Raw genomic sequence first — 26,701 nt, forward strand, 5'->3', positions numbered from 1 at the left:
CGTCACTTGGTCGCCTCCTTGTCGCCGAGCGGTACCAACCGGCAGCGGCCGCGGCCGACTGTCGCCTTGCCGCCAAATTGAATGACCTCGGCTGCGGGGATAGCATTTGAGAGCACCGCTGCGGGGTCGAGCTTTGTGTCGGCTCGGCGGCTGCGGTCGGCGAGCAGGGTGCCGACCAGAAGCGTTTCCGGCGGCAGACTTTCCTCCAGCCACAGCGCACGTTTGGCGACGGTGCGTGTCTCGGCATCGATGCGCACGCGCGCGTCCACCTGCGTTGCCGTCTCCCACAGAAACGTCATCGTCTCGTCATCGACGACGACGAAACGCTTCTTGAATATTTCAATGTCGTCGCCAAATACTCTCCCTATCGTTTCCGTCCATTGGAGAAGATTTGCGCCATCCTCTTTAGCTGGCACATCGAGATCCTCAAGATAGAGCCGGTTCTTCCCCGAGACGATGACAGCCGAACCACTTGGAACCAGTGCCTGCCGGCCGTCCATCGCGGCTAGGCGAAGGCGATCGCCACCGTCGAGATCGCGCCCGGCCAGCATTAGGAGCAAAGGAGAGGTGACCCAGGCGAAGGTGCCCTTAAAGCTACGCACCGGCAGCGCCAACAGGCGGGCGTCACTGACGATGAGGGCCCCCGCGTGTTCGGCGGCTGCGGAGGTATCGGGGCCGAACACAGCCCGCCAAGTCTTGTCGTCGAGGTCTTGGCGGCGCGACTCGCGTAGTACGCCCTTGATCGATGAACCCGGAATGAACGGAATGCCGGTTGCGCGCAGCCGCGCGATCGGCAGATCGATGATGTCTGCGGCTTGCCCCGTCCCGGCATGCAACGGAGAGAGGGCGTGGAGGATGTAGGGCATTGCTTTCATCGACGCGCGTCTTCCTCCCCTCGCCAGACCCCAGGCACGACCCGGCCAAAGCCTTCGCCAACCCGGCAGCCGATGGCACTCAACCAGAGCTTTTCCGCATCGTCGGCGGTAAATGTATTGCCGTCGGCGCGTTCGAAGAAGTAGACCGCCCCCGGCGGCACCAGCCGGGTGACCGGCTTTGGCCGTTTCCGCGCCATGTCCCAGCCGGACACACTTTGCGGTCTCGGCACAAACGCGGCGCGAAGCTCGACCTCGACACCAATCGGCTCTAGACGCCCGCGATAGTTCCCATCCTCAGACGCCAGTCTGTCGGGAAGCCAGCCCCGCTCCCAGACGATTGGCGTCACTGCGACGAGCCGCAGACCGCGGCTGCCACCGGGCGCACGGAATGCATCCATAACCACCGCCGACGCTTCGAAGACTTCCGGCGCAAGCTCTTCAAGCTGCGCCGGCCTCCGGTCGGCACCGAGGGTGACCGGAGGCAGCGGTGTCGCCCCGCCGGCCGGCAGTTCGACCTCACAGCCGATCCCCCACTCGCACCGATCAGCGCCAAGGGTCTCGAAGACATCGTGGGTGAATAGGATGCCCTCGCCTGCCGTCTGCGTGTCGGCGACGATCCCCACATGCGCCTGCAGACGGCTCTGCATGCGTACCGCTCCTTGACCACCGTTCGCAACGTCCACCACGCGGTTGCCGACAAGCCACGCCGAGAAGTCGGCATCACCCCACCAACGGGGTGGTGTCCGCGGCTTGAAGCAGGTCTCGACGGTCGGTCGCCAAAGGCGTTCCCGTGCTCTATCGTCGTCTCGGCTGAGGGTGGGAACGGTCACAGGTTGTGGCTCCAGGCGCAGCACCTGCTCTTCCCCCTCGACGAATAGCGCATCGGCCGGTACCGGCCAGAGCCGGTCGGCCCGGGAAAAGTCCCTACCTAGCGGCCGGCGCAGAGCAAGGGTGGCGCCGAGTCCGATCCCACCAGTGTGCTCGAGCCATTCGTCGGCGCTCAGCGGCCGATCTCGCTTAGCTTCGATAACCCTTCCATAGGCGGTGCGCAATGCTCCGAGCAGGGTCGAAGGGAACGGCCAGTCAAGACCATGACCACGTCCCAACGCGCTGGTGAACCAGCCGCGGCCATCCTTGCAGAACAGGCCGTCGCGCGGGATCATCGCCAGGCGGTGCGGGGACGTCATGCTACCCTCTGCGACCGATCTGGTTTCGGCTCGGCTTGCGCAAAGACTTTGGCAATCAGCATCCGTCGTACCCAGCCGTCAATCCGGGCGTGGGCTACCGCGTATTCGGTCGCCTCATCTAGTTCGAGTCCAAGTTGAGGCGGCGATGGCGCGGCCTCCCCGGTCTCGCTGCGTTTGATCGTCCGCCGTACGTCGTGAAGCAGCACAAGTGTCCAGCTTCCATCAAGGCCAGGGCCGGGATCGGGGAAACGGCGTAGGGCCGTGCCGATCTCATGAACTTTCTTCGTTGACAGCCGTTCGCCCAGCAGCGCTGCATCGTTCAGCAATCGGCCCACCGGATTCTCATTCCAGTCGTCCCAGCGCGCCCGCCAGCGCAGCGTGCCGCCCGAGCGCTTGTCGATAACGATGCCGAGACCATTTCGGTCGCGCCCGCGGTCCCCCTCTGCTTCGTCCCGTTTTGCCAGCCGTTCCGCTCGCCGCCCCAGCGCCAGCAAGTCACCCATCCCGTCCATGATGTGGCCGATGCCGATGCCGATGGACAGCGTTGGTCCCGCCGACTGCCCTATGCAAGCGTCGATCATGATCGAACTGAAGGCGTTTTTCAGCGCCTGAGCACAGGCGAGCGCCCTCGGCAGCGGCACAAACGCGAGGACGTCGTCGCCGCCGGCATAGACGAGGGAACCCAAGTGCTCCTGTTCGACGATGCGGCGCGCCTCTTGAGGGAACTTGGCAAGCGCGCGGGAGATTGTGCGGTGGCAATCGGCCGAGGCCATTCCATCCAGGATCGCACCCATGCGATCACCGTCGGCGACGAGGCATGCGACGTAGGGGTAGGGTTCATCCAAGCGGTTCAGCAGCGGCCTTACGGCCTGTTCGCCCCACCGTTGCGGATCGGCGGCAATCCCGAGCTCGTAAAGCACCGTCTGCCACCGGCTCGGAATCAGCACGCTGGCATCGAACGGCAACGGCGACACGCACGGCAAATCCCCACGGACGACTTGGGCGATCCCTACGTCCCGACAAGCGTGCAGCAACTGCTTTAACAGCAAGGGTGCTTGCTCGCGCGCCCTGGAGAGCCATTCAGCAAAGGCGATATTGACGATCGGCACAAACTGGTCGGGGTTGCCGCCGCAGCGCTTGACGACGCCGATGGCGTCGAGTTGCTCGCCCACGGCGAGCCGATACCGGCGCAGGAGGTGCACATCGCGCCGTTGGGGGTCTGCCAGCACGCTCACCCGTGCTCCGTCGAGGCTCGATGGCGGCGCACCCAACCGCTGCTGCTGCCAAGCCGGAAAGTCGCGCAGGTTCTTGCGCCCGGTGATCGCCGCTTCGACCCGCCGTCGGGCCTCGCGATAACCGCCACGTGCCGGATCGACCTCGACCCACGCCGCCAGGAACTCGACGAACGTCTCGATCTGCTCGGTCCACACCGCGTCGATGTCGAGGGCCAGCAGGCCCTTGGCGTTCGCTCGCGCCTGATCAGCCAGCGCGCCCCAGCGAGAGAAGACCGCGTCCCTGGTGATTAGGACGAGCTGCTGCGGATCCTGGGTTACCGGCACCTCGGCAAGCAATTTATTAGCGATAGCGAGCGGCGGCTCGCCGCCATTTCGCAGTGGCGCATTGCAAGGTTGAAGCTCAGGATCTTCCCTTGCGAGCGAAGGAAAGATTAGGCTGGCATCGTGATCGACAAGTGCCTTTGCGGCGGCGCGAGCCAGTTCTGAGATCAGGTGGCTGCCGAACCAGAGATCGCGGGTGCGCCGTGCCGCGGCGATGAACTCCTGCACCGGGCCCAGCGTGACGAGCAGCAAATGTCCGCTCATGGCGCCGCCCTCTTCGCTTTCTTGGTCGCCGTCAGCCAATCGAGGAAAGCGTCGCGCAGACTTGCCTTGCCGGAGAGCGGCTCGAAGTGGGCGTCGTCACCCGGCGCGACCAGTTGATCAAACGGAGCCGCCGAGTTGGCAACCACCCGATTGTCCCGCACCAGGACAACCTCGCCGCAGGTTGGGGAGGCACGGTTCAGCCAGAGCGCACAGGGAAGGAAAAGGCCGTCGGGAAGCGGCAGCGCCTTGACGATCAGCGGGCTCGCCAGACGGTCGTGTAGCACTAAGCAGCGATTCGTAGGTTTGCACACGTTTTGGATTGGCGTTCGTTGTTGAGGTCAGTGACGGCAGCATGGATGGCGCGGTCGAGATGGTCGAGGTCTCGGAAGGTCTGATGGGCGAGGAAATGCCGCTTCAGGTCACGCCAAGCATGTTCGATGTCGTTCAACTCCGGGGCGTACCTCGGCAGCCATTCGACGCACAGCCATGGCCGCGCGGCGAGGGCGGCACGCGACGCCTTGCTGGTATGAATGGGACCGTTGTCGATGACGAGCACGACCGGCTTCGTCGGTCGGCCGGGGCGCGGGCCATGGAGCTCGTCGAGCCGCGTCAGCAGAGCGATGAAATCGCTGCTTCGCTTGCTCCGGCTGGTCTCGACGACCAGCGTGCCGGCCGCGAAGTCGAGCGCGCCGATCATCGCCACCTTGCGCGCCTGGCCGGGCGCTGCGACGCGCAGGTCGGCGCCGCGCCCGGCCCACACATGCGCGAGATAAGGATGGGTGAGCGCCTCGGACTCGTCTTCGAACAGCAGCACGAGGTCGCCGGCCTGGGCCTGCTGCTTCAGCAGACGAAGCCGCAGGCCGGAGCGATCGACGGCCTGGGCGTCCTGCCGCCCCTTCAGCGTGTGCCGGGGTCGCCGCCAGCGAAAGCCCCCTTTTTGCGCATCACCACGCTCAGCCGCGACTTGGAAATCCGCTCGCCGGTGCGCCGCTCGATCTCGTTCTGCAACCGCGGCAGCGTCCAGTTCCGCCGATCGGCAACCTCGTCCGTCAGCACTGCCGAGACCACCGCCAGCGCCGCCCGCGCCTTCACCGGCTCCGGCCCCGGTGCCTTGCGGGCGCGCAGGCCCGCCACCCCTCGCGACCGAACGTCCAGCGCCAATGGCGCACGCTGTTCGGCTCGACCGAAAACGCTTCGGCAATCCGAGCGCTCGACCAACCCTGCAGCGACAACAAAATCGACCGCGCCCGATCCGCTTACGCCCGATCCGGCGAACCGGCCAGCGCACGCAACTCCTCGCACTGCTCCGCCGTCGCCACTACCCGAGGACGACCCGCCATGACAACACCAAAATCCAGTGATCCCTCCACCAGAGCCTGCCATATGTGGATCGCCCAAGGGAATCCTGCTTAGGGTCTGTGGACATTCATGTGATCGGTGGGGATTGAACGAACCCGGTGTCGTGGGAGTGGGGTGATCGGTTAGCGGGGGCGGCTCCCGTCTGGGAGGATTACGGCGTGTTGAAGCCCGATCCTCAGACAGGAGCACCGCGATGGCCGAGATGAGCCCTCTGCGCCGCCGCATGGTCGAGGACATGACCGTCCGCAATCTGTCATTGGCGACGCAACGATCCTATCTTCACGCGGTCAGCAAGTTCAGCGGCCACTTTGGTCGCTCGCCGGACCAGCTTGGCCTGGAGGACGTGCGGGCGTTCCAGGTCCATCTGGTGTCGACCGGCATTTCGTGGCCGGCGCTGAACCAGACGGTGTGTGCGCTGCGGTTCTTCTACGGCGTCACGCTGGGGCACGGTGAGATCCCGGAGCGCATCCCTTATGCACGCGAGCCGCGCACGCTGCCGGTGGTGCTGAATGCCGATGAAGTGGTGCGCTTTCTCGAGGCGGTGCCGAGCCTGAAGACCCGCGTGGCGTTGACGACGGCCTATGCGGCGGGGCTGCGGGCGTCCGAGGCGGTCGGTCTGAAGCTTGCTGATATCGACAGCGCGCGGATGGTGATCCGGGTCGAGCATGGCAAGGGCGGCAAGGACCGCACCGTCATGCTGTCGGCCCAGCTTCTGGGCATCCTGCGCACCTACTGGCGTCTGGCCCGGGCCAGCCACTGGCTGTTCCCCGGCCGCGATGAGACGAAGCCGGTCGACGTCCAGGTGCTGCACGCGGCCTGCCGCTCCGCCTGCGCCGCGGCCGGACTTGCGAAGCGGGTGACGGTGCACACGCTGCGGCACAGCTTCGCCACCCACCTGCTGGAGAACGGCACCGACACCCGCATCATCCAGGTGCTGCTTGGCCATGCCAACCTGTCGAGCACGGCGCGCTACACGCGGGTCTCGAACGGCCTGATCCGGCATACGCAGAGCCCGCTCGACCGCCTCACGCTGGAGGTCGTGCCGCCCGCCTGATCCGGCCGCGCGATGGCGGCGACATGGGAAGTGGCGGATGTCTTCCGCCGCCACGGCGAGGCCTATCGGCGCATGCATCACGCTCACCTCGGCCGGGTCGAACGGCGGGTGATCAGCGCCATCACGCTGTGCCGGACGGCGGCGCTGGGCGGCCATGCCGAGAGCTGCGCCGACTGCGGCTTCGTTCGTCGCCTCCGCGATCTGCGGCGCGTCGAATGGGTGGTCTATGCGAAGCCGCCGTTCGGTGGCCCGGAACAGGTGCTGGCCTATCTCGGTCGCTACACCCACCGCGTCGCCATCGCCAATTCGCGCTCGGTCGAGGTGACGGGCAGCGACGTCGCCTTCCGCTGGAAGGACTATCGCCACCACGGCAAGGCGAAGCTGATGGTTCTCGCTGCCGATGAATTCATCCGCCGCTTCCTGCTCCACACCCTGCCGGACGGCTTCCATCGCATCCGCCATTACGGCTTCCTCGCCAATCACCAACAGGCAGCAAAGCTGGCGCTCCGCCGCGAGCTGCTGGCCGCCTCGCCGACGGTCGATCCCGAGACCAAGGTCCCACCCGAGCAGAAGCAACTTACAAGCGCGTTCGATCGCTGCCCCTGCTGCGGCGGCCCGATGATCACCTTCGCCATCCTTCTGAGGCCGCCGCCGCAACCCTCGTTCCGGCAGGACACTTCATGAGTGGCCGCCACCCTTGCTGCCCCGCCTGTCCAGCACCGATGCTGCCGTGTGCCGGCACCCATCGTCTTGCCCAACAACCGTTCCGGCAGCACCAGGTCCGGCGCGGCGCCCCACGAAACCCCGGTTCAGCTCACTGCTGCCACCAACCGCCCGGCGTCGCCGGCCTCGACCGCGCCGGATCGATCCCCATGCCGAGCCGCCCGAAAGCGGTCTCGGACCACCAGACGCAGCAACAATCCCCATAGCTCGGCCATCCGCGGGTTCGTTCAATCCGGCTTCGATGAGGTCGCGCCAGCGCACGCCGAAGACCTCGTCCGCGACCTCACAGAAGCCTCCAGATTCAAGGCTGAAAAATGGAGATCAGCCTTGGATCGAAACGTGTTGAGCGATGCGCAGTGGCGGCGGATAGCGCCGATGCTTCCTGGCAAGCCGGGCGACCCCGGCCGCTCGGCTGTGGACAACCGCCGGTTTCTCGAAGCCGTATTCTGGATTACCCGCACCGGGGCGCCCTGGCGCGATTTGCACGAAACCTTTGGGTGCTGGAACTCGGTCTTTCGGCGCTTTCGCCGATGGGCGCAGAAGGGCGTCTTCGAAAGACTTTTCAAAAGCTTGTCGGATGATCCGGACTTCGAGTACGCGATCATCGACGGCACCATCGTCCGGGTCCACCAGAAGGGCACCGGCGCAAAGGGGGACTCAAAATCAGGCCCTCGGCCGATCGCGCGGCGGCCTGACGACCAAGATCGTGGCGCTGGTCGATGCCCTCGCAACCTGGCGCGCTTCATTCTTCTGCCCGGCCAGCGGCACGACAGCCTCGGCGTTGCGCCGCTGATCGCCGAAATCGACTTTGCCGCTCTGCTTGGCGACAAGGCCTTCGACATTGACTGGATCCGTGCCGAACTGAACAGTCGCGGCACCCTCGCGGTTATCCCGCCCAAGGCCAACCGCAAGCACTCCATCCCGTGCGACCTCGCCATGTACCGCTGGCGCCATCTCGTGGAAAATTTCTTCTGCAATCTCAAAGAGTTTCGCCGCGTCGCGACGCGCTACGACAAAACCCACACCAGCTTCAGAGCCATGATCCATCTCGCAGGCTCCTATCTGGCGCTCAGGTGAATGTCCACAGACCCTAGCTCAACCTGGTGTCCGAAAAACCGGCAGCAGGCCAGATCGCTTCATTCGTCCGCCCCTTCCCGGGCCGGACTCTGCGCATCTTTGCAGGAGTTTCAGGGGGGCAGGTCAAGCCCAACGCTTGATTTGTCGCAGCGCAAAAAGAAAGGCTGCCGCGCCACGTCTGGCGGTGCTACAAGACACTTTCAACAACGCACCCACGGATAGAAACGGAAGAAGGGGGAGCGGACATGCAACTTAAGGTTCTCGCGTTCGTGCTCGCCGGTGGCGAAGGCACGCGGCTTTACCCTCTCACCAAAGAAAGAGCCAAACCTGCCGTGCCGTTCGGCGGCAAGTACCGAATCATTGATTTCGTCCTGAGCAGCTTCATCAATTCGGGAATCCATTCGATTTACGTGGTAATTCAGTTCCGCAGCCAGTCACTGCTGCAACACATCAGTGATGGATGGCGATTGGGTGGACTACTGAAAAGCGAGTTTATTGTGCCGGTGCCGGCGCAGATGCGTTCCGAAGGCAAGGACTGGTATCGCGGCACGGCTGATGCTATCCATCAGAACATCAACTTGATCGAACAATCGGCTCCGAATATCGTCGCGGTCTTCGGTGGCGATCACATCTACCGGATGAACATCCGAGAAATGATCGAATTTCACGAGCGCAAACGCGCACATGTCACCGTTGCAGCCATTCCAGTTGACAAAAAGTTTGCTAAGGAATTTGGTGTCATCGAGACCGTTTCAGGCAACCGTATTGTTGCATTTCACGAAAAGAAAGCCGATGCGCCGACGATGCCTGGAGACCCCACAAAGGTGTATGCCTCTATGGGCAACTACATATTCTCGACGGACATGCTGCTCAAGCTCGTCGAAGAGGATCAACAGGACCCAAATAGCAGCCATGACTTCGGCAAGGATATCCTGCCGAAGGCAATTGGTAAAATCGACATGTTCGCGTATGACTTCATGACAAATGCTATCCCGGGCGAACCAGCCGACAAGGAGCCTTACTGGCGCGACGTCGGAACCCTCGACGCTTTTTACGAGGCGAACATGGATATTCGAGCGATCGATCCGGCACTTAATCTGTTTAATCGCCAATGGCCATTGCGCACCGCGGGGTACTCCGATCCACCGACGAAATTTGCGTTCGACGAGGATGACCGACGTGGACAGGCGATCGATTCGGTGCTCGCAGGCGGTTGTATCGTCTCGGGCGCGCTGGTGAAAAATAGTGTCATAGGTCGGCACGTATTCGTTCATTCCGGCGCAGAGGTGCATGATTCGATCGTCTTCGATTATTGCGACATTGGCCGGCGCGCCAAGTTGCGCCGCTGTATCCTCGAGAAGAATGTGAAAATTCCCGAAGATACGGTTATTGGCTATGATCTCGATGAGGATCGCAAGAAATACTTTGTGAGCGAAAGCGGGATCGTCGTTGTCGAAGGAACACGGACCCCTGTCGAACTGACCACGATGACCCTCTGAAGCAGATCGCAGGCCTCAGGGCGACTGCTGAATGCCAGCGTTTGGCTTTTTTCAACTGCCCACAGGTCGTAGACAGGTGACTTACTTACTTGCGCGATGTGCGCCGCCCTTCTTGTGGGCGGCGCACATCGCGCTCTTCTTGCGTCGATCGCGGTGGAGTAGTCGTGATGAGCTCGCGCATGCACTGGCTCCCAAACTAAGCACCACTTTAACGCTTCATCATGTTCCGTTGTGGCTTGATCAGGGCGATTAGGGTACCAAGCGTCCGAGTAATGAGACCAGCAGTGGGGACATGATGCTCGCGCCCGAAGCACGGTCTTGGGTGCGCCGGATCCTCTTCTTGCTCGACAGACGCAAGGACGTGATCGGTGTGTCTGCCGTTGTGGTCGTACTAGTGTTATGCGGTTTTGCCTTGCAACGACTAATGGCCGAGATGCGGCTGGCCGACGTCGGGGGCAAGATCGATGCCATGCCGTTCGCTGCGCTCGCCGCCAGCTTCGGGTTCACCGTCGCCAGCTACATTGCTCTAGCCGGCTATGACTGGTCGGCTCTGCGTTACGTCGGTCAGCGTCTGCCAGCGCGGGTCATCGCCCTTGCCTCATTCTGTGGTTACGCTATCGGCAATATCGTTGGATTCTCGCTTTTGACCGGTGGTTCGGTCCGTTTCCGTGTCTACTCCGCCGCTGGCGTCTGTACCGAAGATATTGGGCGAATCGCGCTGTTCACCGTTCTTGCGTTCGGTTTCGGGATCTGCGCCGTCAGCGGTATTGGAGTTATGCTGCGTCCCAGTTTACTTGCCGGAATCCTCGATTTGCCGATCGCCGTGCTGCAAATTACTAGTATTTTGCTTATCGGCGGAATCACGGCCTTTCTTTTTCTGTGTCGCCAGCAGCGTAGTCTATGTTGGCGTGGCGTAACCCTGCCTCTGCCGTCCGTGTCGCTGGTGGTCGGTCAACTGACGATCTCGGCATTCGACGTCTGCCTTGCCTGTGCGGCGCTCTACGTCCTGTTACCAAGCGACCTGGAGTTTTCCTATTTCGCATTTCTGCCGCTTTACTGTGTCGCCATCGTCGCCGGCGTAATGAGCCACGTTCCCGGTGGTCTAGGCGTGTTTGAAGCAGTCATGCTGTATGCTCTCGGAAATGAAACTGACAAGGGCGCACTGGTCGGAGCGCTGGTTGTTTACCGATTGATCTATTACATGCTGCCGTTGGTTGTCGCGGGAGGGCTGCTTGGACTGAACGAACTGCGCCGGCACATCCCCGCGACCCGTGCTGCCTTTCAGCGAGTCATCTATCTTACCGGTGTCGCGGTCCCGAGTGCGGCGAGCGTGTTTGTCGTCGTGGCCGGCGGCGTGCTGCTGGCGTCTGGCGCCACGCCAATGGACCCCGACCGTGCCACAGTGATCGCCACAATCGTGCCGCTTCCGGTCGTGGAAGCGGCACATTTTCTCAGTGGCCTAGTGGCAAGCGCGCTGATCATGCTGGGACCGGCGCTTCAGCGGCGGCTCAACGCCGCGTTCTGGCTGGTCCACGGCTTGCTGCTCACAGGAATTACACTGTCGTTGGCCAAAGGCCTCGACTATGAGGAAGCCACAATCCTCGCCGGTATCGGCTTATTGCTGTTACCCTACCGCAGCGAGTTCTATCGGCGAACGTCGCTGCTCGATCAACCGTTCACGTTTGGCTGGATGGCGGCGATCGCGGGCGTCTTGGGAGCAGCGTTCTGGCTAATGATGTTCGCCTATAAGCACGTTGAATACGATCACCGCCTCTGGTTCGAATTCGAGTTCGAAGCCGACGCCCCGCGGTCACTTCGCGCGATGCTCGCCGCCGTCCTCGGCGTCGTCGGGTTTGCTGCGTTACAGCTTCTTCGGCCGCCACGTCACGCGCCGATTGCCACTACCGCCGAGGATCTCGAACGCGCACGACTGATTGCTATCGGGCAGAATCGGGCCGATGGCTTGCTTGTACTGATGGGCGACAAGTCACTGCTGTTCAGCCGTTCCGGCCGGTCGTTCCTAATGTTCAGCCGTCATGGAGGAACATGGATCAATCTGTTCGATCCGATTGGCGAAGACGCTGAGCGGAGCGAGTTAATCTGGAAGTTTCGCGAACTGTGCGACCGAGAACGCGCCCGACCGGCATTCTATCAGGTGCGTCCCGACAACCTGCCACTTTACATCGATGCGGGCCTCACCTTGACCAAACTCGGAGAAGAGGCACGTGTTTCCCTCGTCGACTTCGATCTCAAGCAGCCGCGCTACTCAAAGCTTCGCTATGCCATAAACCGCTGCAGCCGTGACGGCCTCGCTTTGCGGATTGTTCCGCGAAGTGGCGTGACCGAAGTGCTCGACCAACTCGCAGTGGTCTCGGACGCATGGCTAGCGGCCAAGAGCGTACGCGAGAAAGGGTTTTCACTCGGCTCATTCTGCCCCTCTTATATCACCTGCTTCGACGTTGGTGTGATCTCGTGCGATTCCCGAATCATCGCTTTCGCCACGTTATTGCTGACTGACACTGGGGAAGAAGCGAGCGTTGATGTGATGCGTCACCTGCCTGACGCGCCGAGCCTCACAATGGAATTTTTGATGACGGCACTTATGCTAGAGATGAAATCACGCGGTGTGCGCTGGTTTAACCTCGGCATGGCACCTCTCTCGGGCCTAGAACAACGCCGGCTGGCACCGATCTGGCACAGGCTAGGCGCCCTCGTATTCGAGCATGGCGAGCAATTCTATAACTTCCGCGGCTTGCGCCAGTTCAAACAGAAGTTTGATCCTTATTGGGAACCGCGCTACCTCGCCTCTCCCGGGCGGATCGATCCGCTGATCGTGTTGGCCGATGCGGCGGCACTTGTCGGCGGCGGCTCGCTCATCGGTGTGATCGGTAAGTAATGCGCCGTTACCTGCTGCTCCTGCCCGTACTCGCGGTCGCTGCCTGCAACCGAGAGACGACGATGGATGACGATCTTCTCGGGAAGGTTGCCGTATTCGCTCCTGAACACAACCCCACTGGCTTCGTTTTCCTCCTGTCCGATGCTAAAGGATGGGCACCTGAAATGTCTCGCCTCGCCAAGCACCTGCGAAGGCACGGCCTGATCGTCGCAGGCATCGATTCTGTGACGCTGCTGGCTAATCTTGCGAAGGACAACGCAGTGCCATGCCACACGCTGACCGGCGCCTTTGAGACCATGAGTCAGACGATCCAGAAGGAACATGCGCTCGCCGTGTACGCCCTGCCCGTGCTGGCAGGCATCGGCGATGGCGCCGTTGTAGCACTAGCCGCTCTTTGGCAGACGGGGCCTCAGACGTTTTCTGGTGCAGTGACCGCCGATTTTGTGCCGGTACTCAGGTCCATAGGGCCGCTCTGTGCCGACCCGCCAGCCGAACCGGCAAATGGTGGCGTCTACGTCTATTCCGCTCCCCCGGGGGGACTCTCCGGCGGTTGGTGGCAAGCGGCATGGTCGACCCCTCCTGAGCCAGCGACACGTGAATTTGCCAAAGCCGCAGGCGCGGCAACGCCGCTTGTGCACACGTCGATCGCCTCGCCTACGGCGCTGCTCGGTAAGCTGCTGGACTGGAGCACCGCCGAGCGTGCGCGCAGGGCCGTCGACGCCCTGAAGCTGGGAGATCTATCTGTCGTCGATCTGCCGGGGCGCACCGGTTCAACCGACGTTGCCATCATTTTGTCTGGCGACGGCGGATGGCGAGATCTCGATCGAAGCCTGGGAGAAATCCTCGCCGCCACCGGCGTACACGTCATCGGCATAGACTGCCTACGGTATTTCTGGCATGAGAAGTCCCCTGGCGAGGTTGCAGCCGACCTCGCCCGTCTAATCGCACAGATCATCAACGAGAACTCCGCAGCAAAGATTTCGTTGATCGGCTATTCGTTCGGCGCTGACGTGCTGCCGGCGATCCTGAAGCGCTTGCCGACCGACACTCGGTCGCGCATCGTCTTTATTTCGCTACTGGCACTGGGAAAGGACGCGCACTTCGAGATTAAAGTCTCAGGCTGGTTCGGCGGAGACTCGACCTCGGACGCTCAACCCTTGTCCCCTGAACTCGCCGGAATTAATGTAGCGCGCGTCCAATGTATCTACGGTGAAGATGAGACCGACGAGAGCGGCTGTCTCGATCGACAGCTGCAGGGTGCCGATATCGTCCACCTTCCCGGCGGCCATCACTTCGACGAAGACTATTCGAGGCTGGCTGAAATAATTCTTCGCCGCATGCGTGCTACCTCCTAACGATCGCAATTATTCGCTCACTTGTCATCCCCTCGCCGGCACAACGGCGTTCCTGCCAGCTGCGCATTTCTCCGGAGTGTCCTTGCGTGCCGAGCCGCCCAAATCTCGAACAGCCGCTGTCTGTACCCTACGTTCTGCGTCGGCCACTGATTGTATTAGATTTGCTCGTCCGCAACCTGCAGCAACACCGTTCCACCACCGCAATCGCCATCGCTCTTCTGCCGATGTTCGTCGTCCTTTTGTTTCCGGCAGGCTTTGCTGCGAACGAAAGCCAGTACTTCATGCTCGCCTATCGGAAGCTCGCGCCGAACGTTTTTTCTCCGTTCAGTGCAGCGTTCGATGAGTCCTACAACCGGATTGCCTCTCAGGTGCTGATGGGGGGAGCCGTCGACTGGTTCGGCTACGTCGGCGGTCAAATCGCAATGCGGGTGGTGATGATGCTTCTCTACGCTGCATCGCTTGCCTTCATGCTATCAGGCATTGGTTTTTCGGTAGTCGAGAGCTCCATCGCCCTAGCCATTTACGGGCTGGTCGGTCCTGATCTGATGGGTGCAGAATGGTTGTTCACCGGTGTCGAACCAAAGACCTTTGCCTATGTCTTTGTCTTCGTGGCGTTCGGCTGCCTGTGGCGGGAACGGATCTGGACCGCGACTGCAGCGATGGTCTTCGCCACTTGGATGCACTTTCTTGTTGGCGGCTTCTGGGTATTAGCGATGTTCGTCCTGCTGGTGCTGCGCAGCGGTTCGTGGCAACCGCTGCCGAAACTGCTTGCTGTATATAGTGCCGGTGTGCTGCCGTTGCTGGCAATCATCGTCCGCGATATGTTCTTCGCCAGCGAAGCGCCAATACCACTACCCTATGGCCTCACCTCCAGCTATCTTTATTCGGTCATTCGTATCCCACACCACTCTGAGCCGTTCGCTAGTGCCTATATCTTAGGATTTTGGGTCCACGGAATCATAGCGACGATTGGTTTGTCGACCGCCGCCGCGGTTCTCGCTGTGCGCCTTTCGGATACCCCTCGCTCCGCCCAGCGGGCACTACTCATCTGGCTTGCTCTGCTCCTTGTCTATCTACTTGTCATGCTGGGGTTGAGTGCATTCGATACGAAGAGTGGGATTCTCGGCGAATTCCTGCCGTTTCGTCCGTCCGCTCTAATCCTGTTTTTTTGCATCGTTGCGATCTTGCTGCTCTTCTCTAGCCTCGCTGATGGTGAAATTCCCGGTTTGCGCGACGGCTTGATCTGCGCAACGTTCATCGTCGTTGTGCCCCTCATGCTTTGGGACGGTGCAAAGGAGAGCATTAAGCTATTGACCCTTGGTTCGGGCTATACGGATCTACAAGCATTGATCGCGTTCATCAAAGACAACGCTGGAGAACAGGACATCGTCCTGACAGATCCACAGAGCGACATGACGCCCCTCGGCGCTGACCTTCCGCGATTGATTCCACGTCCGACACTAGTTAGTTTCAAATTCGTGCCATTCAATCCGGTGGACATTTCCCGATGGTGGAAACTGCTGAAGTTCCGCGACGCGGTTTATAGCGGTGACTGCCCGAAGGCCACTGATCCACCCGTCCGCTTCTTGCTCTACATCGACCGTCCAAGCCATGATGCCCCGGGTTGCGGGCAAGAAGTGTGGCGTTCGGAGCACTTCATGCTTGCCGAAGTGCCCTCGGTTGCACAGTGACAGGCTAGAGCGGTTTCCACTCACTCTGGCTCATATCCTGCGGGGGTGAAGAAGTTTGCGCATTCGGCTGGTGTGAATAGATCGATGAGCGAGCCGATGGTGCGCCAGAGGCCGTCGACGGTGCGTTCGGCGGCTTTTCGGAGCAGGGGCTTCAGCTTGGCGAACGCGTTTTCGATCGGGTTGAAGTCCGGGCTGTAGGGGGCAGGAACCGCAACTCAGCGCCGGCGGCTTTGATCGCCGTGCGGACGGCGGGCGATTTGTGGCTTGAGAGATTGTCCATGATCACGATGTCGCCTGGCTTGAGCTCGTGCACGAGGATCTGGTCGACATAGGCATCGAAGGCCCGCTGGTTGATCGGGCCGTCCAGCACCATGGGCGCGACGATGCCCGACAGCCGCAGACCGGCGACGAACGTCGTCGTCTGCCAGTGGCCAAACGGCACGCCTATGCGCAGCCGTTCACCGCGCGGGGCGCGGCCATGGGTGGACTGCGTCCCTGTCACCGGACAGATTGAGCAACGTGAATTGACCGGGTGTCAACGCCAAGAAAATCCGCCGTATCATGCGCGAGCATGATCTGCAGCCGAAGCGCCGACGGCGGTTCGTCGCGACCACCGACAGCGCTCATGACCAGCCGATCTTCGCCAACCTAACGAAGGACTTGGTTGTCGACGGGCCGAACCGGCTGTGGGTGGCTGACATCACCTATGTCGCCATCGCCGTCGGCTTCGTACGCATCCGGTGATGGCCGCCTTGTGGTGAGGCGGGATTTTGTGCGGCATTTGGCTCGGATTTGGAGTTAGCGGCAGCGCAAGATCGATGTCTTATCGTCAGGGTGAGGTACTGGGACGGGTCGAGCGGCGGCGTCGGTTCTCGCTCGGGCAGAAGCTTGCGGTTCTGGCGGAGGCGTCGGCGCCGGGAGTGGTGATCTCGGCGGTGGCGCTGCGGCGGGTTCTGGACGTTTTGGATCGGCGATGATTGCCGTTCCGACCGGCGCCCGGGTGTGGCTGGCGACCGGACACACCGACATGCGGCGCGGCTTCGATGGGCTGGCGCTGCAGGTGCAGGAAAGGCTGAAGCAGGACCCGCACTGTGGTCATTTGTTCGTCTTCCGTGGAAGACGCGGTGACCTTTTGAAGATCCTTTGGCACGACGGCCAGGGCCTGTGCCTGTTCGCCAAACGTCTCGAACGCGGTCGGTTTCTGTGGCCGTCGGCGGCCGATGGAACGGTGACGATCACGCCGGCGCAACTCGCGTATCTGCTCGAAGGCATAGACTGGAGGATGCCGCGGCGAACCTGGCGTCCGATCGCCGCCGGATGAGATAACAGCTTACAAAGGCGTGAGAATCTGATTCAGTTCGGGTCGTGATGACGACGCCCGAGCCGCTGCCCGCCGACCTCGCCGAAGCGCACGCGATGATCATCGCCGAGCGCGCAGGCCGGCTCGCTGCCGAGGCCGAAGCGGCGATCGCGAAGCAGACGAAGCGGGTTCTCGACCTGGAAATCGAGCGCCTCAAGCTGGAGATCGCCCGGCTGCGCCGGCAACGGTTCGGCACGTCGTCCGAGCGCAGCGCCCGGCTGGAGCAGCTGGAGCTGGCGCTGACCGAATTGCAGGAGACCGTCGCCCAGGCCGATGCCGCGGCCGAGCTGCGGGCGGCGGAGCGCAGCCCGACCCCGGCGCGCAGCACCGCGGCACCACGCAAGCCGGCACGCCGTGCGTTGCCGGAGCATCTGCCGCGCACCCGCCTGGTCTACCCGGCGCCCACCGCCTGTCCCTGCTGCGGCGGGGCGGTGCGCAAGCTGGGCGAGGAGATCACCGAGACGCTCGAGCGGCTGCCGGCGCGCTGGCTGGTCGTCCAGCACGTGCGCGAGAAAGTCTCCTGCCGCTGCTGCGAGGCGATCCGCGAGGCGCCGGCGCCGTTCCATCCCATCGCCCGCGGCCGTGCCGGGCCGAACCTGCTGGCCGAGGTCGTGTTCGGCAAGTACGGGATGCACTTGCCGTTGAACCGGCAGAGCGCCTGCTTCGCCTGCGAGGGCATCGAACTGGATGTCTCCACGTTGGCCGACTGGGTGGGCGCCGTCGCTGCGTCCCTGCAGCCGCTGACCGCGGCGATCGAGGCGCATGTCCGCGCCGCCGCCCGCATCCACGCCGACGAGACGCCGGTGCCGGTGCTGGCGAAAGGCAAGACCAAGGAGGGCCGGCTGTGGACCGTCGTCCGCGACGACCGGCCGTTCGGCGGTCCCCACCTGGACGGAACAGGCCCGCCGGCCGCCGTCTTCTTTTATTCGCCTGACCGCAGCGGCGTGCACGCCGAACGCTTCCTCGCGGGCTGGACCGGCATCATGCAGGCCGACGCCTTCTCCGGCTTCGGCCGGCTGTACAAGAGCGATCGCCGGCCTGGCCCGATCACCGAGGCCGGCTGTTGGGCACATGGCCGCCGCGGCTTCTTTGAGCTGGCGGAGCTGCAGCAGGGGCCGATCGCGATCGAGGCGGTCAAGCGGATCGACGCGCTGTTCGCGATCGAGCGCGAGATCAACGGCGCCTCGGCCGAGCAGCGTCTGGCCGTCCGCAACCAGCGATCCCGCCCGCTGATCCTCGACCTCGAAGCCTGGCTGCGCGACCAGAACGCGAGGCTGTCGGCGAAGTCGAAGACGGCCAAAGCCATCGACTACCTGCTGAAGCGCTGGACCGCCTTCACCCGCTTCCTCGACGACGGCAGGGTTTGCCTCTCGAACAACGCCGCGGAACGCGCGTTGCGTGGCATCGCCGTCGGCAGACGGAATTGGACCTTCGCCGGCTCCGACGAAGGCGGCCGCCGTGCCGCGGCCATGTACACCCTGATCGAGACGGCGAAGCTGAACGGCATCGATCCCCGCGCCTGGTTGGCCTCCGTCCTCGCCCGCCTTCCCGGCCACCCCACCAGCCGCATCCACGAGCTGCTGCCCTGGAACTGGCAGGCACCAGAGCCAATCAGCACCGCCGCATAGCCGCTCACAACTGCGCCGGTCCGGCAACCCACTCCAGCCGCGGCCCTCGCCGGATGGGTACGAAAAAAGGTACTCCCGGGCGCCTGATCAACACGGGGCGGTTTAGCGCGGCAGCGGGCTAGCGTCAGCCGTGAATTTTGGGTTGCCGGCCAGCCGAGCGTATCTGCTCAGGTGGTTGGCGATTTTTGGGTTGCGGGGTCGGGCTGGATGTGAGTCAAGGTATGGATGACTCTGCCGTTCCGATACCGCTTGAGCGACGATGAGAAGGACGCGCTGCTTTCCGAGCAGGCAGCGCTGATCGAACGTCAGGCGGCGCGGATTACGGAACTCGAGGCGCTGCTGGCGCGACCGAAGAAGACGTCACGGAACAGCCACACGCCGCCGTCGCAGGACCGCAAGCCGGGCGGAAGCGGGGACAAGAAGCATGGCGAGCGGCGCAAGCTGCGGCCCTCGCGTCCGGGCTCGGCGCGGTCGCTGAGCGAGGTGCCGGACGAGACGATCAAGCGGCTGGCCACCACGTGTCCGCATTGTGCCGCCGACGTTTCGGGCCAGAGGCAGATCTGCCGCCATCGCTACGATCACATCGACATCCCGCCAATCGCACCGGTGGTGACCCGTGTTGAGCTGTTCGGCGGGCGCTGTGCTGCCTGCGGCCGCCGTTTCCGCGCCGCCCCGCCGGACGGCATGCCGCTGGGAACACCCTTTTGGGCGTCAATCCAGGCGCTGCTTTTGTATCTGCACCACAGCCATCATGTCGGTTTCGAGCGGCTGGCGCGGATGATGGCGGAGCTGTTCGGGCTGGTGATCTCCGAGGGTGCCATCGCCAACGCCTTCCGCCGCGCTGAAACAGCGATGACGGCGGCGTGCGCCGCGATCAAGGAAAGGCTGCTGGCCGCCCGGGTGATCGCCTCGGACGAGACCACCGCCCGCATCGACGGCGCCACCCACTGGCATTGGGTGTTCGTCACCACCAAGGCGGTGCTGCACCAGATCGCACCCCGCCGGGCGAAAGCGGTCGCCGAAGAGGTGCTGGGCGAGCACCGGCCGGCGGTCTGGGTGTCCGACCGCTACGCCGGCCAGCAGGATCTGGCGCCCGCGCATCAGGTCTGTCTCGCCCACCTCCTGCGTGACGTCCAGTATGCCATCGACTGCGGCGATACCGTCTTCGCGCCCCGGCTGCGCGATCTGCTGCGCTGGGCGATCCGCATCGGCCGACGGCGAGATGCCCTGCGGCCGGCGACCTCGCCACCTATCACGACCGCGCCGAACGCCGCCTCGATGCGCTCGTGGCCACACCCGCGGCGCATCCCGCCGGCCGCGAGCTGCAAACCGCAGTCAAGGCGTGGCGGATGACGTTCTTCGTCTTCCTCGAAGACCCAGACGTGCCAGCCACCAACAACGCCTGCGAGCGAGAAATCCGTCCGTCCGTCGTGTTCCGCAAGGTCACCGGCGGCTTTCGCCCGACGGGGCGCACACATCCACGCCGGATACCGATCCGCCACCAGCACCGCAGGGCTCCACGGCCAAACCGCCCGGCAAGCCATCGCCCAACTCCTCGCCGGCACCTTCCAGACCACGCCCGCAGCTTTATAGCCAGGGGGGTGAGCAGATACGCGCCGCGAGCTGCTGGCCGCCTCGCCGGCGGTCGATCCCGAGACCAAGGTCCCACCCGAGCAGAAGCAACACCCCTCGTTCCGGCAGGACACTTCATGAGTGGCCGCCACCCTTGCTGCCCCGCCTGTCCAGCACCGATGCTGCCGTGTGCCGGCACCCATCGTCTTGCCCAACAACCGTTCCGGCAGCACCAGGTCCGGCGCGGCGCCCCACGAAACCCCGGTTCAGCTCACTGCTGCCACCAACCGCCCGGCGTCGCCGGCCTCGACCGCGCCGGATCGATCCCCATGCCGAGCCGCCCGAAAGCGGTCTCGGACCACCAGACGCAGCAACAATCCCCATAGCTCGGCCATCCGCGGGTTCGTTCAATCCGGCTTCGATGAGGTCGCGCCGGCGCACGCCGAAGACCTCGTCCGCGACCTCACAGAAGCCTCCAGATTCAATTCCCGCGTCCGCCGTACCGCCGCTGGCGTGTTCCATCACATCAGTCCGGAGCACGCCGACCTCTACTTCCACGAGATGGGCTACCGCTGGTCACAGCGCGTTATCGCCGGCCAGACCACCCGCCGGTCGCCCCGCGGACGGGAGCGCGTTCGAACCCTCTGGGACCGCATCCCGCCTGCTATGCAACTCGTTGCGGTCCTCAGAACCGCTGTCGACCGCCAACTCCGCCGAACCCGCAACGGCAGCATCTCGATCAAATCGCCAATCGCAGCGTTTTGCTTATGAACGCGATCGTCCTCACGGGTTCACATCGGTGCCGATCGATACTCATCCCAAAGAAAGATTTATTCCATAATATCAATAACCTGCCGCGTCTCGGAAGGGGCTCCATCTTGTTGTCGTTTCACAGCGGCGAACAGGCCGCCGCCCCGATGGGCGTCCGGCCGAGCATGATCGGCCCCGCGACGGTGACACCGGAAGTGCAACTGCGCTTGACCCCCTGATGCTACCTCGTGGGCCTTGCTCACTCCGGATCATCTCGATTTCAGGCCTCGGCAGGCCGCGCCGCAAGCATTCACCGATCAGATCGCGCGTCGTCGCTGTCGATGCATCGCAGGTTCTGCCGGCATGCCGTGTCGGTCGGTAGGGGGTCATGGACGTCCATGACCGGGCACGCGCGAATAGCGCGTCGTCGCCATCGGGGCTGCGCGGCGGCTCGAGGGCCAACACCCCCGCGGCACCGACCCGCAAGATGCAAAGGCCGCCCGCCACCCGCTCGAACCGGGCACGATCCGTTTTCCCGGGCTTCCAGCTCCGATCCACGAGGTAATACCGATGCGTGCATCGCGACCATCGGCGTAGCCCTTCAGATAGACGTCCTCGTCCTTCAGCGACCGCCACAGCCGTTCGATGAAGACGTTGCATCCATCGGCCGTCCATCGAGATCCGAATGTCGGCGCTCGCCAGCCGGCCGGTGAAGGCGGCGCTGATGGACTGGCTGCCCTGGTCGGTATCGAAGATATCGCGCCGGCCGAAGCGCGCCAGCGCCTCGTCGAGGGCGTCGCCGCAGAACGCGCCGTCCATCGTGTTCGACAGCCGCCAGGCCAGTACCGCCCGGCTCGCCCAGTCGATGATCGCCACCAGGTAGAGGAAGCCGCGTCCGATCGGGATGTAGGTGATATCCGCCGCCCACACCTGGTTCGGCCGACATCACCTGGTCGCGCAGCAGATACGGGACGATCTTGTGCCCCGGCGCCGGCTTGGTCGTCCGCGGCTTCGGCCCCAGGGCTACGATCCCCATCCGCCGCATCAGCCGCTGCACCCGCTTGCGGTTGACCGAGAGACCTTCCGCCCGCAGCATCCCCGTCATCCGCCGCGAGCCGAGGAACGGCCAAGCGGTGAACAGCCCGTCGATCCGTAGCATCAGCGCCAGATCGGCGTCGTCGTTCGCCGGCGCTGGCCGGTACACGCCCGACCTCCTGGCTAAAAATCCCGCTCGACCGTCAGCTGCCCGATCTTGGCGCGCGGCGTCTCGATCTCCCGCTCGCGCGCCTCGTCCGCGTCGATGCCGACGCCCGGATCGAAGGCCGGCGCCGCGTTGTCCAAGAGCTGCTTCTTCCAGGCATAGCTCTGGTTCGGATGAACCTCATAACGCTCCGCCAAGCCCGCCACCGTCGCCTGCTCCCGCAGCGCCTCCAGCGCGATCCTCGCCTTCAGCGCCGCATCGAGCTTCCGTCTCGGCTTCTTCATCATCATCTCCGTCTACCACGACGGAGCCGACCCCGCTCCAATCAAGCCCCTGGTCCCAAATTCGGGGTCCACTTCAGACCGCGCCGTGGCAGGGCGCTATGCGGTCTGGCGCAGCACTTCGGCGCGCATTAGATCGACCGAGACGAGATGCGAGGCCCCGCGTTCGGGCATGGTGACGCCGAACAGCCGGTCCATGCGGGCCATCGTCAGGCGATGGTGCGTGATGACGAGAAAGCGGGTACCGCTCGTGGCGAGATCACTCAGCAGCGTGCACAGGCGATCGACGTTGGCATCATCAAGTGGGGCGTCGACCTCGTCAAGAACACAAATCGGTGCCGGGCGGCTCAAAAATAGCGCGAAACGCAACGCCAGCGCCGTCAACGTCTGTTCACCCCCGGACAACAAGGACATGAGCTGCAGCTTTTTCCCCGGCGGGCTTGCCATGATTTCGATGCCGGCGGCAAGCGGATCGTCACTGTCGCTGAGCGTGAGGTACGCGCGGCCGCCGCCGAACAGCCGATGGAACAGCATTTGAAAATGACGGTCAACTTCGACGAATGAGGCGCGCAGGCGCTCGCGTGCTTCCTTATCGAGCTCGGCAACACCTCGCCGCAGCTTGCCGATGGCTTCGGTCAGGTCCGCGTGTTGACGTTCAAGATCGGAGATCTGCGCTACCAGCGCATTCGATTCCTCTTCGGCGCGCAGGTTGACAGGTCCCATCAAATCTCTTTCTCGGCGCATCCGATCAAGCCTGCGCTCTTCTTCGGCGAGGCTGAATCCATCTGCGTCTGCGACCAATGTCTTCAACTCGTTGGGGCGAACGCCAAGGCGATCAACGATCGCCTGCAGCAGCGAGGCAGCCAGCTGATCACCCTGATCGATCTGCGCTTCAGCGCGCGCCCGTTCCTCACGGGCGTCGGCCAGCACCTTTTCGTTCGATCGCAGCGCCAAGTCTGCTTCGGCGAGCGCCGTTTCCGCCACAGCGAGACGATCGACTGCCTCGTGTCGGGCAGTATCGGCCTCAGCCATCTGCTCGAGCAGCAGATGCCGCCGTCTGGCGAAAACTTCTGGCAGATCGGCCACGTACGTGAGTTCGGTCTGCGCCTGCTGTCGTCGCTCAATGATGGCTTCGATTTGCCGCTGCATTCCGGCGAGTCGCCCGCTCCACGAGGCGATGTCCTGGTCGATCGCCTGCAGACGCCGGACGCGGCCGGCGGCGTCGCGGGCGAGGGTGTCGACGCGTGTCTGCTGCTGCATCTGTTCCGCGCGTCGGGCAGCGAGGTTCGCGCGCATGGCCTCAAGGCGGGGGGAATTGTCATCGCCGCGAGCGAGTTCTGCCAACTCGTCCTGCAGTGCCTGAAGTCGGGCGGCAACCTCGTCATAATCGGCATCGAGATCCGCTGTTACATCGGTGAGCGCGGTGAGTTGCTGTTCGATGCGCGCACGCCGGGCGAGCGTTTCCGCATGGGCCTGCCGTGCGCGCGATAGGTCCTGTTCCGCATATTTAAGTTGCGCCTGCAACTGGCGCTCCGTGGTGGCTGCCTCACTGGCCGCGTGACGGACAGCATCATGGTGATCTCTCGCAGCGTCGCGCACCACCTCGGCTTCGGCCCGTTTTGGGGCGAGGGCGTCGAGGCGTGCGCGTTGGTGTAGACGGACGCTGGCAGGCGTTGCCGCAGTGGCAGAGCGGATGTAGCCGTCCCACCGCCACAGACCCCCCTCGCGGCTGGCAAGGCGCTGGCCGGGGCTCAAGTCCGGCTGCAGCCGATTGCCATCGCTGTCGGTCTCAACGATCCCGATCTGCGCAAGACGCCGGGCGAGGGCTGGTGGCGCCGTCAGCAGCGGGGCGAGCGGAGCGGCACCGCTTGGAAGCGGTGGATCAACCGAATGCGGTAACGTGCGCCATCGGGTTGGCGCATCGTCATTTTCCGAGGCGAACAGGTCATCGCCAAGCGCGGCAGCAAGGGCCGTTGCCAGTCCGTCGTCAACAACGATGGCGTCAAGCACCGCGCCCTCGACGCTGGAAGGGTCGGCGGCTAGCAACTCGGCGATTGCGACCTCTTCGGCAGCAAGGTGCGTGAGTGCTGTTTCGGCTACCCTTAGCGCCGCTGCTGCCGGAGGCTCGGCGCTAGCGGCGCGGATGCGAAGCTCATCCGCCTCCATCGCCGCCTCGCGAACCACCACTTCCACCGCTTCAGCAGCGGCGATTGCGGCTTGTGTCAATTCTGCCGACGGCAACGCATCAAGATTTGCTGACGCTGCTGCGCGCTGCTGCCGAACGTCTTGTTGACGGACGGCTAACCGGCGCAAGAGCGCCGACGCCTCGTCGCGGCTGCGCTGCACGGCGCCGTGCTGGGCGCGTATCGCGGCGAGATGCTCTGTAAGACGTGCCACCTCGGCCTCAAGCGCGGTCACCTGGGCCGACATGGCAGTGAGAGGCGCTTGTGCCGCCGCTCGCAAGGCGTCTTCACCGCGGCATGCCGTAATGAGGCGCTCCTTTTCGTCGGTCAGGCGCCCGAGCGTTGCGGTCGCGTCATTGGCGAGCGTCACCTCGCGGTCAAGGTCGGCTTGAAACTGCTGCAGGCGAGTCTGAATTGCCGCCTCGTCCCTCGCCGCCTGCTGCTCCTCGCCGTCGAGGCGCTCAGCGTTGACGCTCAGCCGTTGGGACACGGCCGCAGACTCCATCACTGCGTCGCGCAAGCTCGGAACCGAGGCGGCAAGGGCGCTGCGCTGCGTCGAAGCCTGCGCGCATGCGCCAGTGGCCGTAGAGAGGCTGCGCTCGGCCGCGATAAGGCGCGCGCGCGCCGTTGTCAGCGCGTCTTCGGCCCTTCGCCACTTCATCCACAAGATCGTCGCATCTAGTTGCCGAATCTGCGATGACAAAGTGCGATAGTGCGTTGCTTGGCGGGTTTGCTTTTTTAACTGTTGGTGCTGGACAGCAAGAGTCGAGAGCACGTCGTCGAGACGGCGAAGGTTAGTCTCGGCGCTTTGCAGCCGCAGTTCGGCCTCATGGCGGCGGGCATGCAGACCAACGATCCCTGCCGCCTCCTCGATCAGGACGCGGCGTTCGGCAGGCTTTGCGGCAATGAGTTGGCTGACCTGACCTTGGGTAACGAGAGCGGAGGAGCGGGCTCCAGAGGCGGCATCCGCGAAAAGCAGGTGAACATCGCGGGCGCGCACCTCGCGACCGTTGATCCGATAGAGCGAACCCTTAGCACGCTCGATCTTCCGGCTGACGACAATCTCATTGTCGTCGGCATAGGGCGGCGGCGCGACGCGATTAGCGTTGTCGAGCTCGATGACGACCTCGGCGACGTTCCGGCCAGCTCGATCGGCACTCCCGGCGAAGATAACGTCATCCATCTCACCGCCGCGCATCTGCCGGGCCGACGTCTCTCCCATCACCCATCTTAAGGCTTCGATGAGGTTCGATTTACCACAGCCATTCGGACCGACGACACCGGTCAGGCCAGGCTCAATCAATAACTCCGCCGGATCGACGAACGACTTAAACCCAGCTATTCGCAACTTGGTGAACTGCAACAACGCGCTGCTCAACCTTATGTCCGAACGGCCAAGCAAACGGCCATAAACTTTAAGCTTTGAGCGGCTGGACGGCGCCTTGCCAGCGCTCGGCTCCGATGCGATCGACTAGACTTTATTAGTGGGCCTTATCCAGAGCCTTTTCGATGGCCGCCCGGTAATCGTCATAGGGCAAGGCCCCGGAGAGCGTGGTACCATTGACGAGGAACGTGGGCGTCGAATTAATGCCATTTTTCGTGCTGCCTTCGGCAGCCTTCGCCTGAATTCCGTCAATCAACCCCTTGTCGCTGATACACGCATCGAAATCGGCGGCGGAAAGCCCAGCAAGCTGTGCCCTGACCTTCAGGTCGGCGAGGAGATTGTCGCCTCGCGCCCAAGCTTGTTGATCACGGAACAACATATCGACAAAGCCGAAATAGCGATCCGGAGGCAGGCAGCGAGCGACGGTGGCTGCCGCCAGCGCCCGCCGTTCGAGCGGGAAGTCGCGAACGATATAACGGACTTGGCCGGTATCGATATAGGCGGCTTTGATCTGCGGCAGCGTTTCACGGTGGAAATCAGCGCAATGCGGGCAGGTAAGCGACGAATATTCGATGATCGTGACCTTCGCAGTTTCGCTTCCAAGTGCACGATCCGCCAGCATCATCTCCAAGGGCGGCAGAGCGGCTTCAGCCGGCGACAGCACCGGGATGAGCAGCAGCACCCATAGCACCAACCTTCGCACGAACACCGTCCTTACCCACAACATCTAGGGCAACTATAGGCTCGCGCAGGCCGCCATACAAGCTAAGGGTTCGCCACGGGAGGCAGCGCGACGGCGCAACAAC

The 26,701-nt window shown here is 63.4% G+C and carries 21 protein-coding genes and 3 pseudogenes; 13 read left to right on the forward strand and 11 right to left on the reverse strand.

Translation table 11 applies throughout. The annotated features are described in order from the left end of the window. Positions 1-2: 2 nt before the first annotated feature. From cmr4 to IPK66_08255, 6 genes are all read right to left on the reverse strand, one after another. Complete coding sequence (gene cmr4, locus IPK66_08230; protein ID MBK8175234.1) at positions 3-875, reverse strand: type III-B CRISPR module RAMP protein Cmr4; 873 nt, start codon at positions 873-875, stop codon at positions 3-5. After that, on the reverse strand, positions 872-2,062 hold the full coding sequence (locus IPK66_08235; GenBank protein MBK8175235.1) for a CRISPR-associated protein Crm3: 1,191 nt from the start codon (positions 2,060-2,062) through the stop codon (positions 872-874). Before IPK66_08235 ends, cmr4 begins: the two co-directional genes overlap by 4 nt. Then, positions 2,059-3,645, reverse strand: a complete 1,587-nt coding sequence (cas10, locus tag IPK66_08240) for a type III-B CRISPR-associated protein Cas10/Cmr2 (protein MBK8175236.1) — start codon at positions 3,643-3,645, stop codon at positions 2,059-2,061. Before cas10 ends, IPK66_08235 begins: the two co-directional genes overlap by 4 nt. Before the next feature lie 233 nt (positions 3,646-3,878). Beyond that, positions 3,879-4,166: a hypothetical protein gene (locus IPK66_08245; GenBank protein MBK8175237.1), complete on the reverse strand. Its 288-nt coding sequence runs from the start codon at positions 4,164-4,166 to the stop codon at positions 3,879-3,881. Then, complete coding sequence (locus IPK66_08250; protein MBK8175238.1) at positions 4,166-4,696, reverse strand: IS630 family transposase; 531 nt, start codon at positions 4,694-4,696, stop codon at positions 4,166-4,168. Before IPK66_08250 ends, IPK66_08245 begins: the two co-directional genes overlap by 1 nt. A 274-nt stretch (positions 4,697-4,970) precedes the next feature. Next, the gene (locus IPK66_08255) at positions 4,971-5,114 is read right to left on the reverse strand and encodes a hypothetical protein (protein MBK8175239.1); all 144 of its coding nucleotides are present in this window, start codon (positions 5,112-5,114) and stop codon (positions 4,971-4,973) included. A 320-nt stretch (positions 5,115-5,434) separates the two neighbouring features. Between IPK66_08255 and IPK66_08260 the strand changes: the two genes are divergently transcribed. The 7 genes and pseudogenes from IPK66_08260 to IPK66_08290 all read left to right on the forward strand — a co-directional run bounded on the left by IPK66_08260 (position 5,435) and on the right by IPK66_08290 (position 15,536). Next, on the forward strand, positions 5,435-6,295 hold the full coding sequence (locus IPK66_08260) for a site-specific integrase (GenBank protein MBK8175240.1): 861 nt from the start codon (positions 5,435-5,437) through the stop codon (positions 6,293-6,295). A 12-nt stretch (positions 6,296-6,307) separates the two neighbouring features. Continuing rightward, entirely contained in the window at positions 6,308-6,979 is a 672-nt protein-coding gene (locus IPK66_08265; protein ID MBK8175241.1) for a transposase, read from the forward strand. Between the two features lie 366 nt (positions 6,980-7,345). Beyond that, a pseudogene (locus IPK66_08270) lies at positions 7,346-8,095 on the forward strand (IS5 family transposase). A gap of 245 nt (positions 8,096-8,340) precedes the next feature. Beyond that, positions 8,341-9,594 carry a glucose-1-phosphate adenylyltransferase gene (gene glgC / locus IPK66_08275; protein ID MBK8175242.1) on the forward strand — a complete coding sequence of 418 codons (1,254 nt, stop codon included), beginning with the start codon at positions 8,341-8,343 and terminating at the stop codon, positions 9,592-9,594. Positions 9,595-9,934: 340 nt separating this feature from the next. Next, entirely contained in the window at positions 9,935-12,490 is a 2,556-nt protein-coding gene (mprF, locus tag IPK66_08280) for a bifunctional lysylphosphatidylglycerol flippase/synthetase MprF (protein MBK8175243.1), read from the forward strand. Continuing rightward, entirely contained in the window at positions 12,490-13,845 is a 1,356-nt protein-coding gene (locus IPK66_08285) for a virulence factor family protein (protein MBK8175244.1), read from the forward strand. The genes mprF and IPK66_08285 overlap by 1 nt, the downstream gene beginning before the upstream one ends. Positions 13,846-13,931: 86 nt before the next feature. After that, positions 13,932-15,536 (forward strand): hypothetical protein, encoded by a 1,605-nt coding sequence (locus IPK66_08290; protein ID MBK8175245.1) that lies wholly within the window; start codon positions 13,932-13,934, stop codon positions 15,534-15,536. Positions 15,537-15,556: 20 nt separating this feature from the next. On the opposite strand, the pseudogene IPK66_08295 reads toward IPK66_08290, so the two are convergent. Beyond that, a pseudogene (locus tag IPK66_08295) lies at positions 15,557-16,020 on the reverse strand (IS630 family transposase). Positions 16,021-16,097: 77 nt separating this feature from the next. Here IPK66_08295 and IPK66_08300 point away from each other — a divergent pair. The 6 genes and pseudogenes from IPK66_08300 to IPK66_08325 all read left to right on the forward strand — a co-directional run bounded on the left by IPK66_08300 (position 16,098) and on the right by IPK66_08325 (position 20,867). Next, positions 16,098-16,280 carry a hypothetical protein gene (locus IPK66_08300; GenBank protein ID MBK8175246.1) on the forward strand — a complete coding sequence of 61 codons (183 nt, stop codon included), beginning with the start codon at positions 16,098-16,100 and terminating at the stop codon, positions 16,278-16,280. A 74-nt stretch (positions 16,281-16,354) separates the two neighbouring features. Then, positions 16,355-16,513: a hypothetical protein gene (locus IPK66_08305; protein MBK8175247.1), complete on the forward strand. Its 159-nt coding sequence runs from the start codon at positions 16,355-16,357 to the stop codon at positions 16,511-16,513. Then, on the forward strand, positions 16,510-16,857 hold the full coding sequence (tnpB, locus tag IPK66_08310; GenBank protein MBK8175248.1) for an IS66 family insertion sequence element accessory protein TnpB: 348 nt from the start codon (positions 16,510-16,512) through the stop codon (positions 16,855-16,857). The genes IPK66_08305 and tnpB overlap by 4 nt, the downstream gene beginning before the upstream one ends. A gap of 44 nt (positions 16,858-16,901) precedes the next feature. Continuing rightward, positions 16,902-18,524, forward strand: coding sequence for an IS66 family transposase (locus IPK66_08315; protein ID MBK8175249.1), 1,623 nt, complete (start codon positions 16,902-16,904; stop codon positions 18,522-18,524). Between the two features lie 225 nt (positions 18,525-18,749). Next, positions 18,750-20,117, forward strand: a pseudogene (locus tag IPK66_08320) (IS66 family transposase). A 168-nt stretch (positions 20,118-20,285) separates the two neighbouring features. Next, the gene (locus IPK66_08325; protein ID MBK8175250.1) at positions 20,286-20,867 is read left to right on the forward strand and encodes a transposase; all 582 of its coding nucleotides are present in this window, start codon (positions 20,286-20,288) and stop codon (positions 20,865-20,867) included. A gap of 72 nt (positions 20,868-20,939) precedes the next feature. Here the strand turns inward: IPK66_08325 and IPK66_08330 are convergent, their stop codons facing one another. From IPK66_08330 to IPK66_08345, 4 genes are all read right to left on the reverse strand, one after another. Continuing rightward, complete coding sequence (locus IPK66_08330) at positions 20,940-21,776, reverse strand: transposase family protein (protein ID MBK8175251.1); 837 nt, start codon at positions 21,774-21,776, stop codon at positions 20,940-20,942. A gap of 288 nt (positions 21,777-22,064) precedes the next feature. Beyond that, positions 22,065-22,337: a transposase gene (locus IPK66_08335; protein ID MBK8175252.1), complete on the reverse strand. Its 273-nt coding sequence runs from the start codon at positions 22,335-22,337 to the stop codon at positions 22,065-22,067. A 90-nt stretch (positions 22,338-22,427) separates the two neighbouring features. Further along, positions 22,428-25,889 (reverse strand): AAA family ATPase, encoded by a 3,462-nt coding sequence (locus IPK66_08340; protein ID MBK8175253.1) that lies wholly within the window; start codon positions 25,887-25,889, stop codon positions 22,428-22,430. Positions 25,890-25,992: 103 nt separating this feature from the next. Further along, on the reverse strand, positions 25,993-26,577 hold the full coding sequence (locus IPK66_08345) for a DsbA family protein (GenBank protein ID MBK8175254.1): 585 nt from the start codon (positions 26,575-26,577) through the stop codon (positions 25,993-25,995). Positions 26,578-26,701: the final 124 nt, after the last annotated feature.

Source organism: Rhodospirillales bacterium, assembly GCA_016712595.1.
Classification (GTDB): Bacteria; Pseudomonadota; Alphaproteobacteria; order Rhodospirillales; family Defluviicoccaceae; genus Defluviicoccus.

Excerpts from the sequence above, each read along its gene's own strand:
- IPK66_08305 (MBK8175247.1), top strand. The coding sequence starts at position 16,355 with ATGTCTTATCGTCAGGGTGAGGTACTGGGACGGGTCGAGCGGCGGCGT.
- IPK66_08235 (MBK8175235.1), bottom strand. The coding sequence starts at position 2,062 with ATGACGTCCCCGCACCGCCTGGCGATGATCCCGCGCGACGGCCTGTTC.
- cmr4 (MBK8175234.1), bottom strand. The coding sequence starts at position 875 with ATGAAAGCAATGCCCTACATCCTCCACGCCCTCTCTCCGTTGCATGCC.
- IPK66_08285 (MBK8175244.1), top strand. The coding sequence starts at position 12,490 with ATGCGCCGTTACCTGCTGCTCCTGCCCGTACTCGCGGTCGCTGCCTGC.
- IPK66_08300 (MBK8175246.1), top strand. The coding sequence starts at position 16,098 with ATGCGCGAGCATGATCTGCAGCCGAAGCGCCGACGGCGGTTCGTCGCG.
- tnpB (MBK8175248.1), top strand. The coding sequence starts at position 16,510 with ATGATTGCCGTTCCGACCGGCGCCCGGGTGTGGCTGGCGACCGGACAC.
- IPK66_08335 (MBK8175252.1), bottom strand. The coding sequence starts at position 22,337 with ATGATGATGAAGAAGCCGAGACGGAAGCTCGATGCGGCGCTGAAGGCG.
- glgC (MBK8175242.1), top strand. The coding sequence starts at position 8,341 with ATGCAACTTAAGGTTCTCGCGTTCGTGCTCGCCGGTGGCGAAGGCACG.
- IPK66_08265 (MBK8175241.1), top strand. The coding sequence starts at position 6,308 with ATGGCGGCGACATGGGAAGTGGCGGATGTCTTCCGCCGCCACGGCGAG.
- IPK66_08260 (MBK8175240.1), top strand. The coding sequence starts at position 5,435 with ATGGCCGAGATGAGCCCTCTGCGCCGCCGCATGGTCGAGGACATGACC.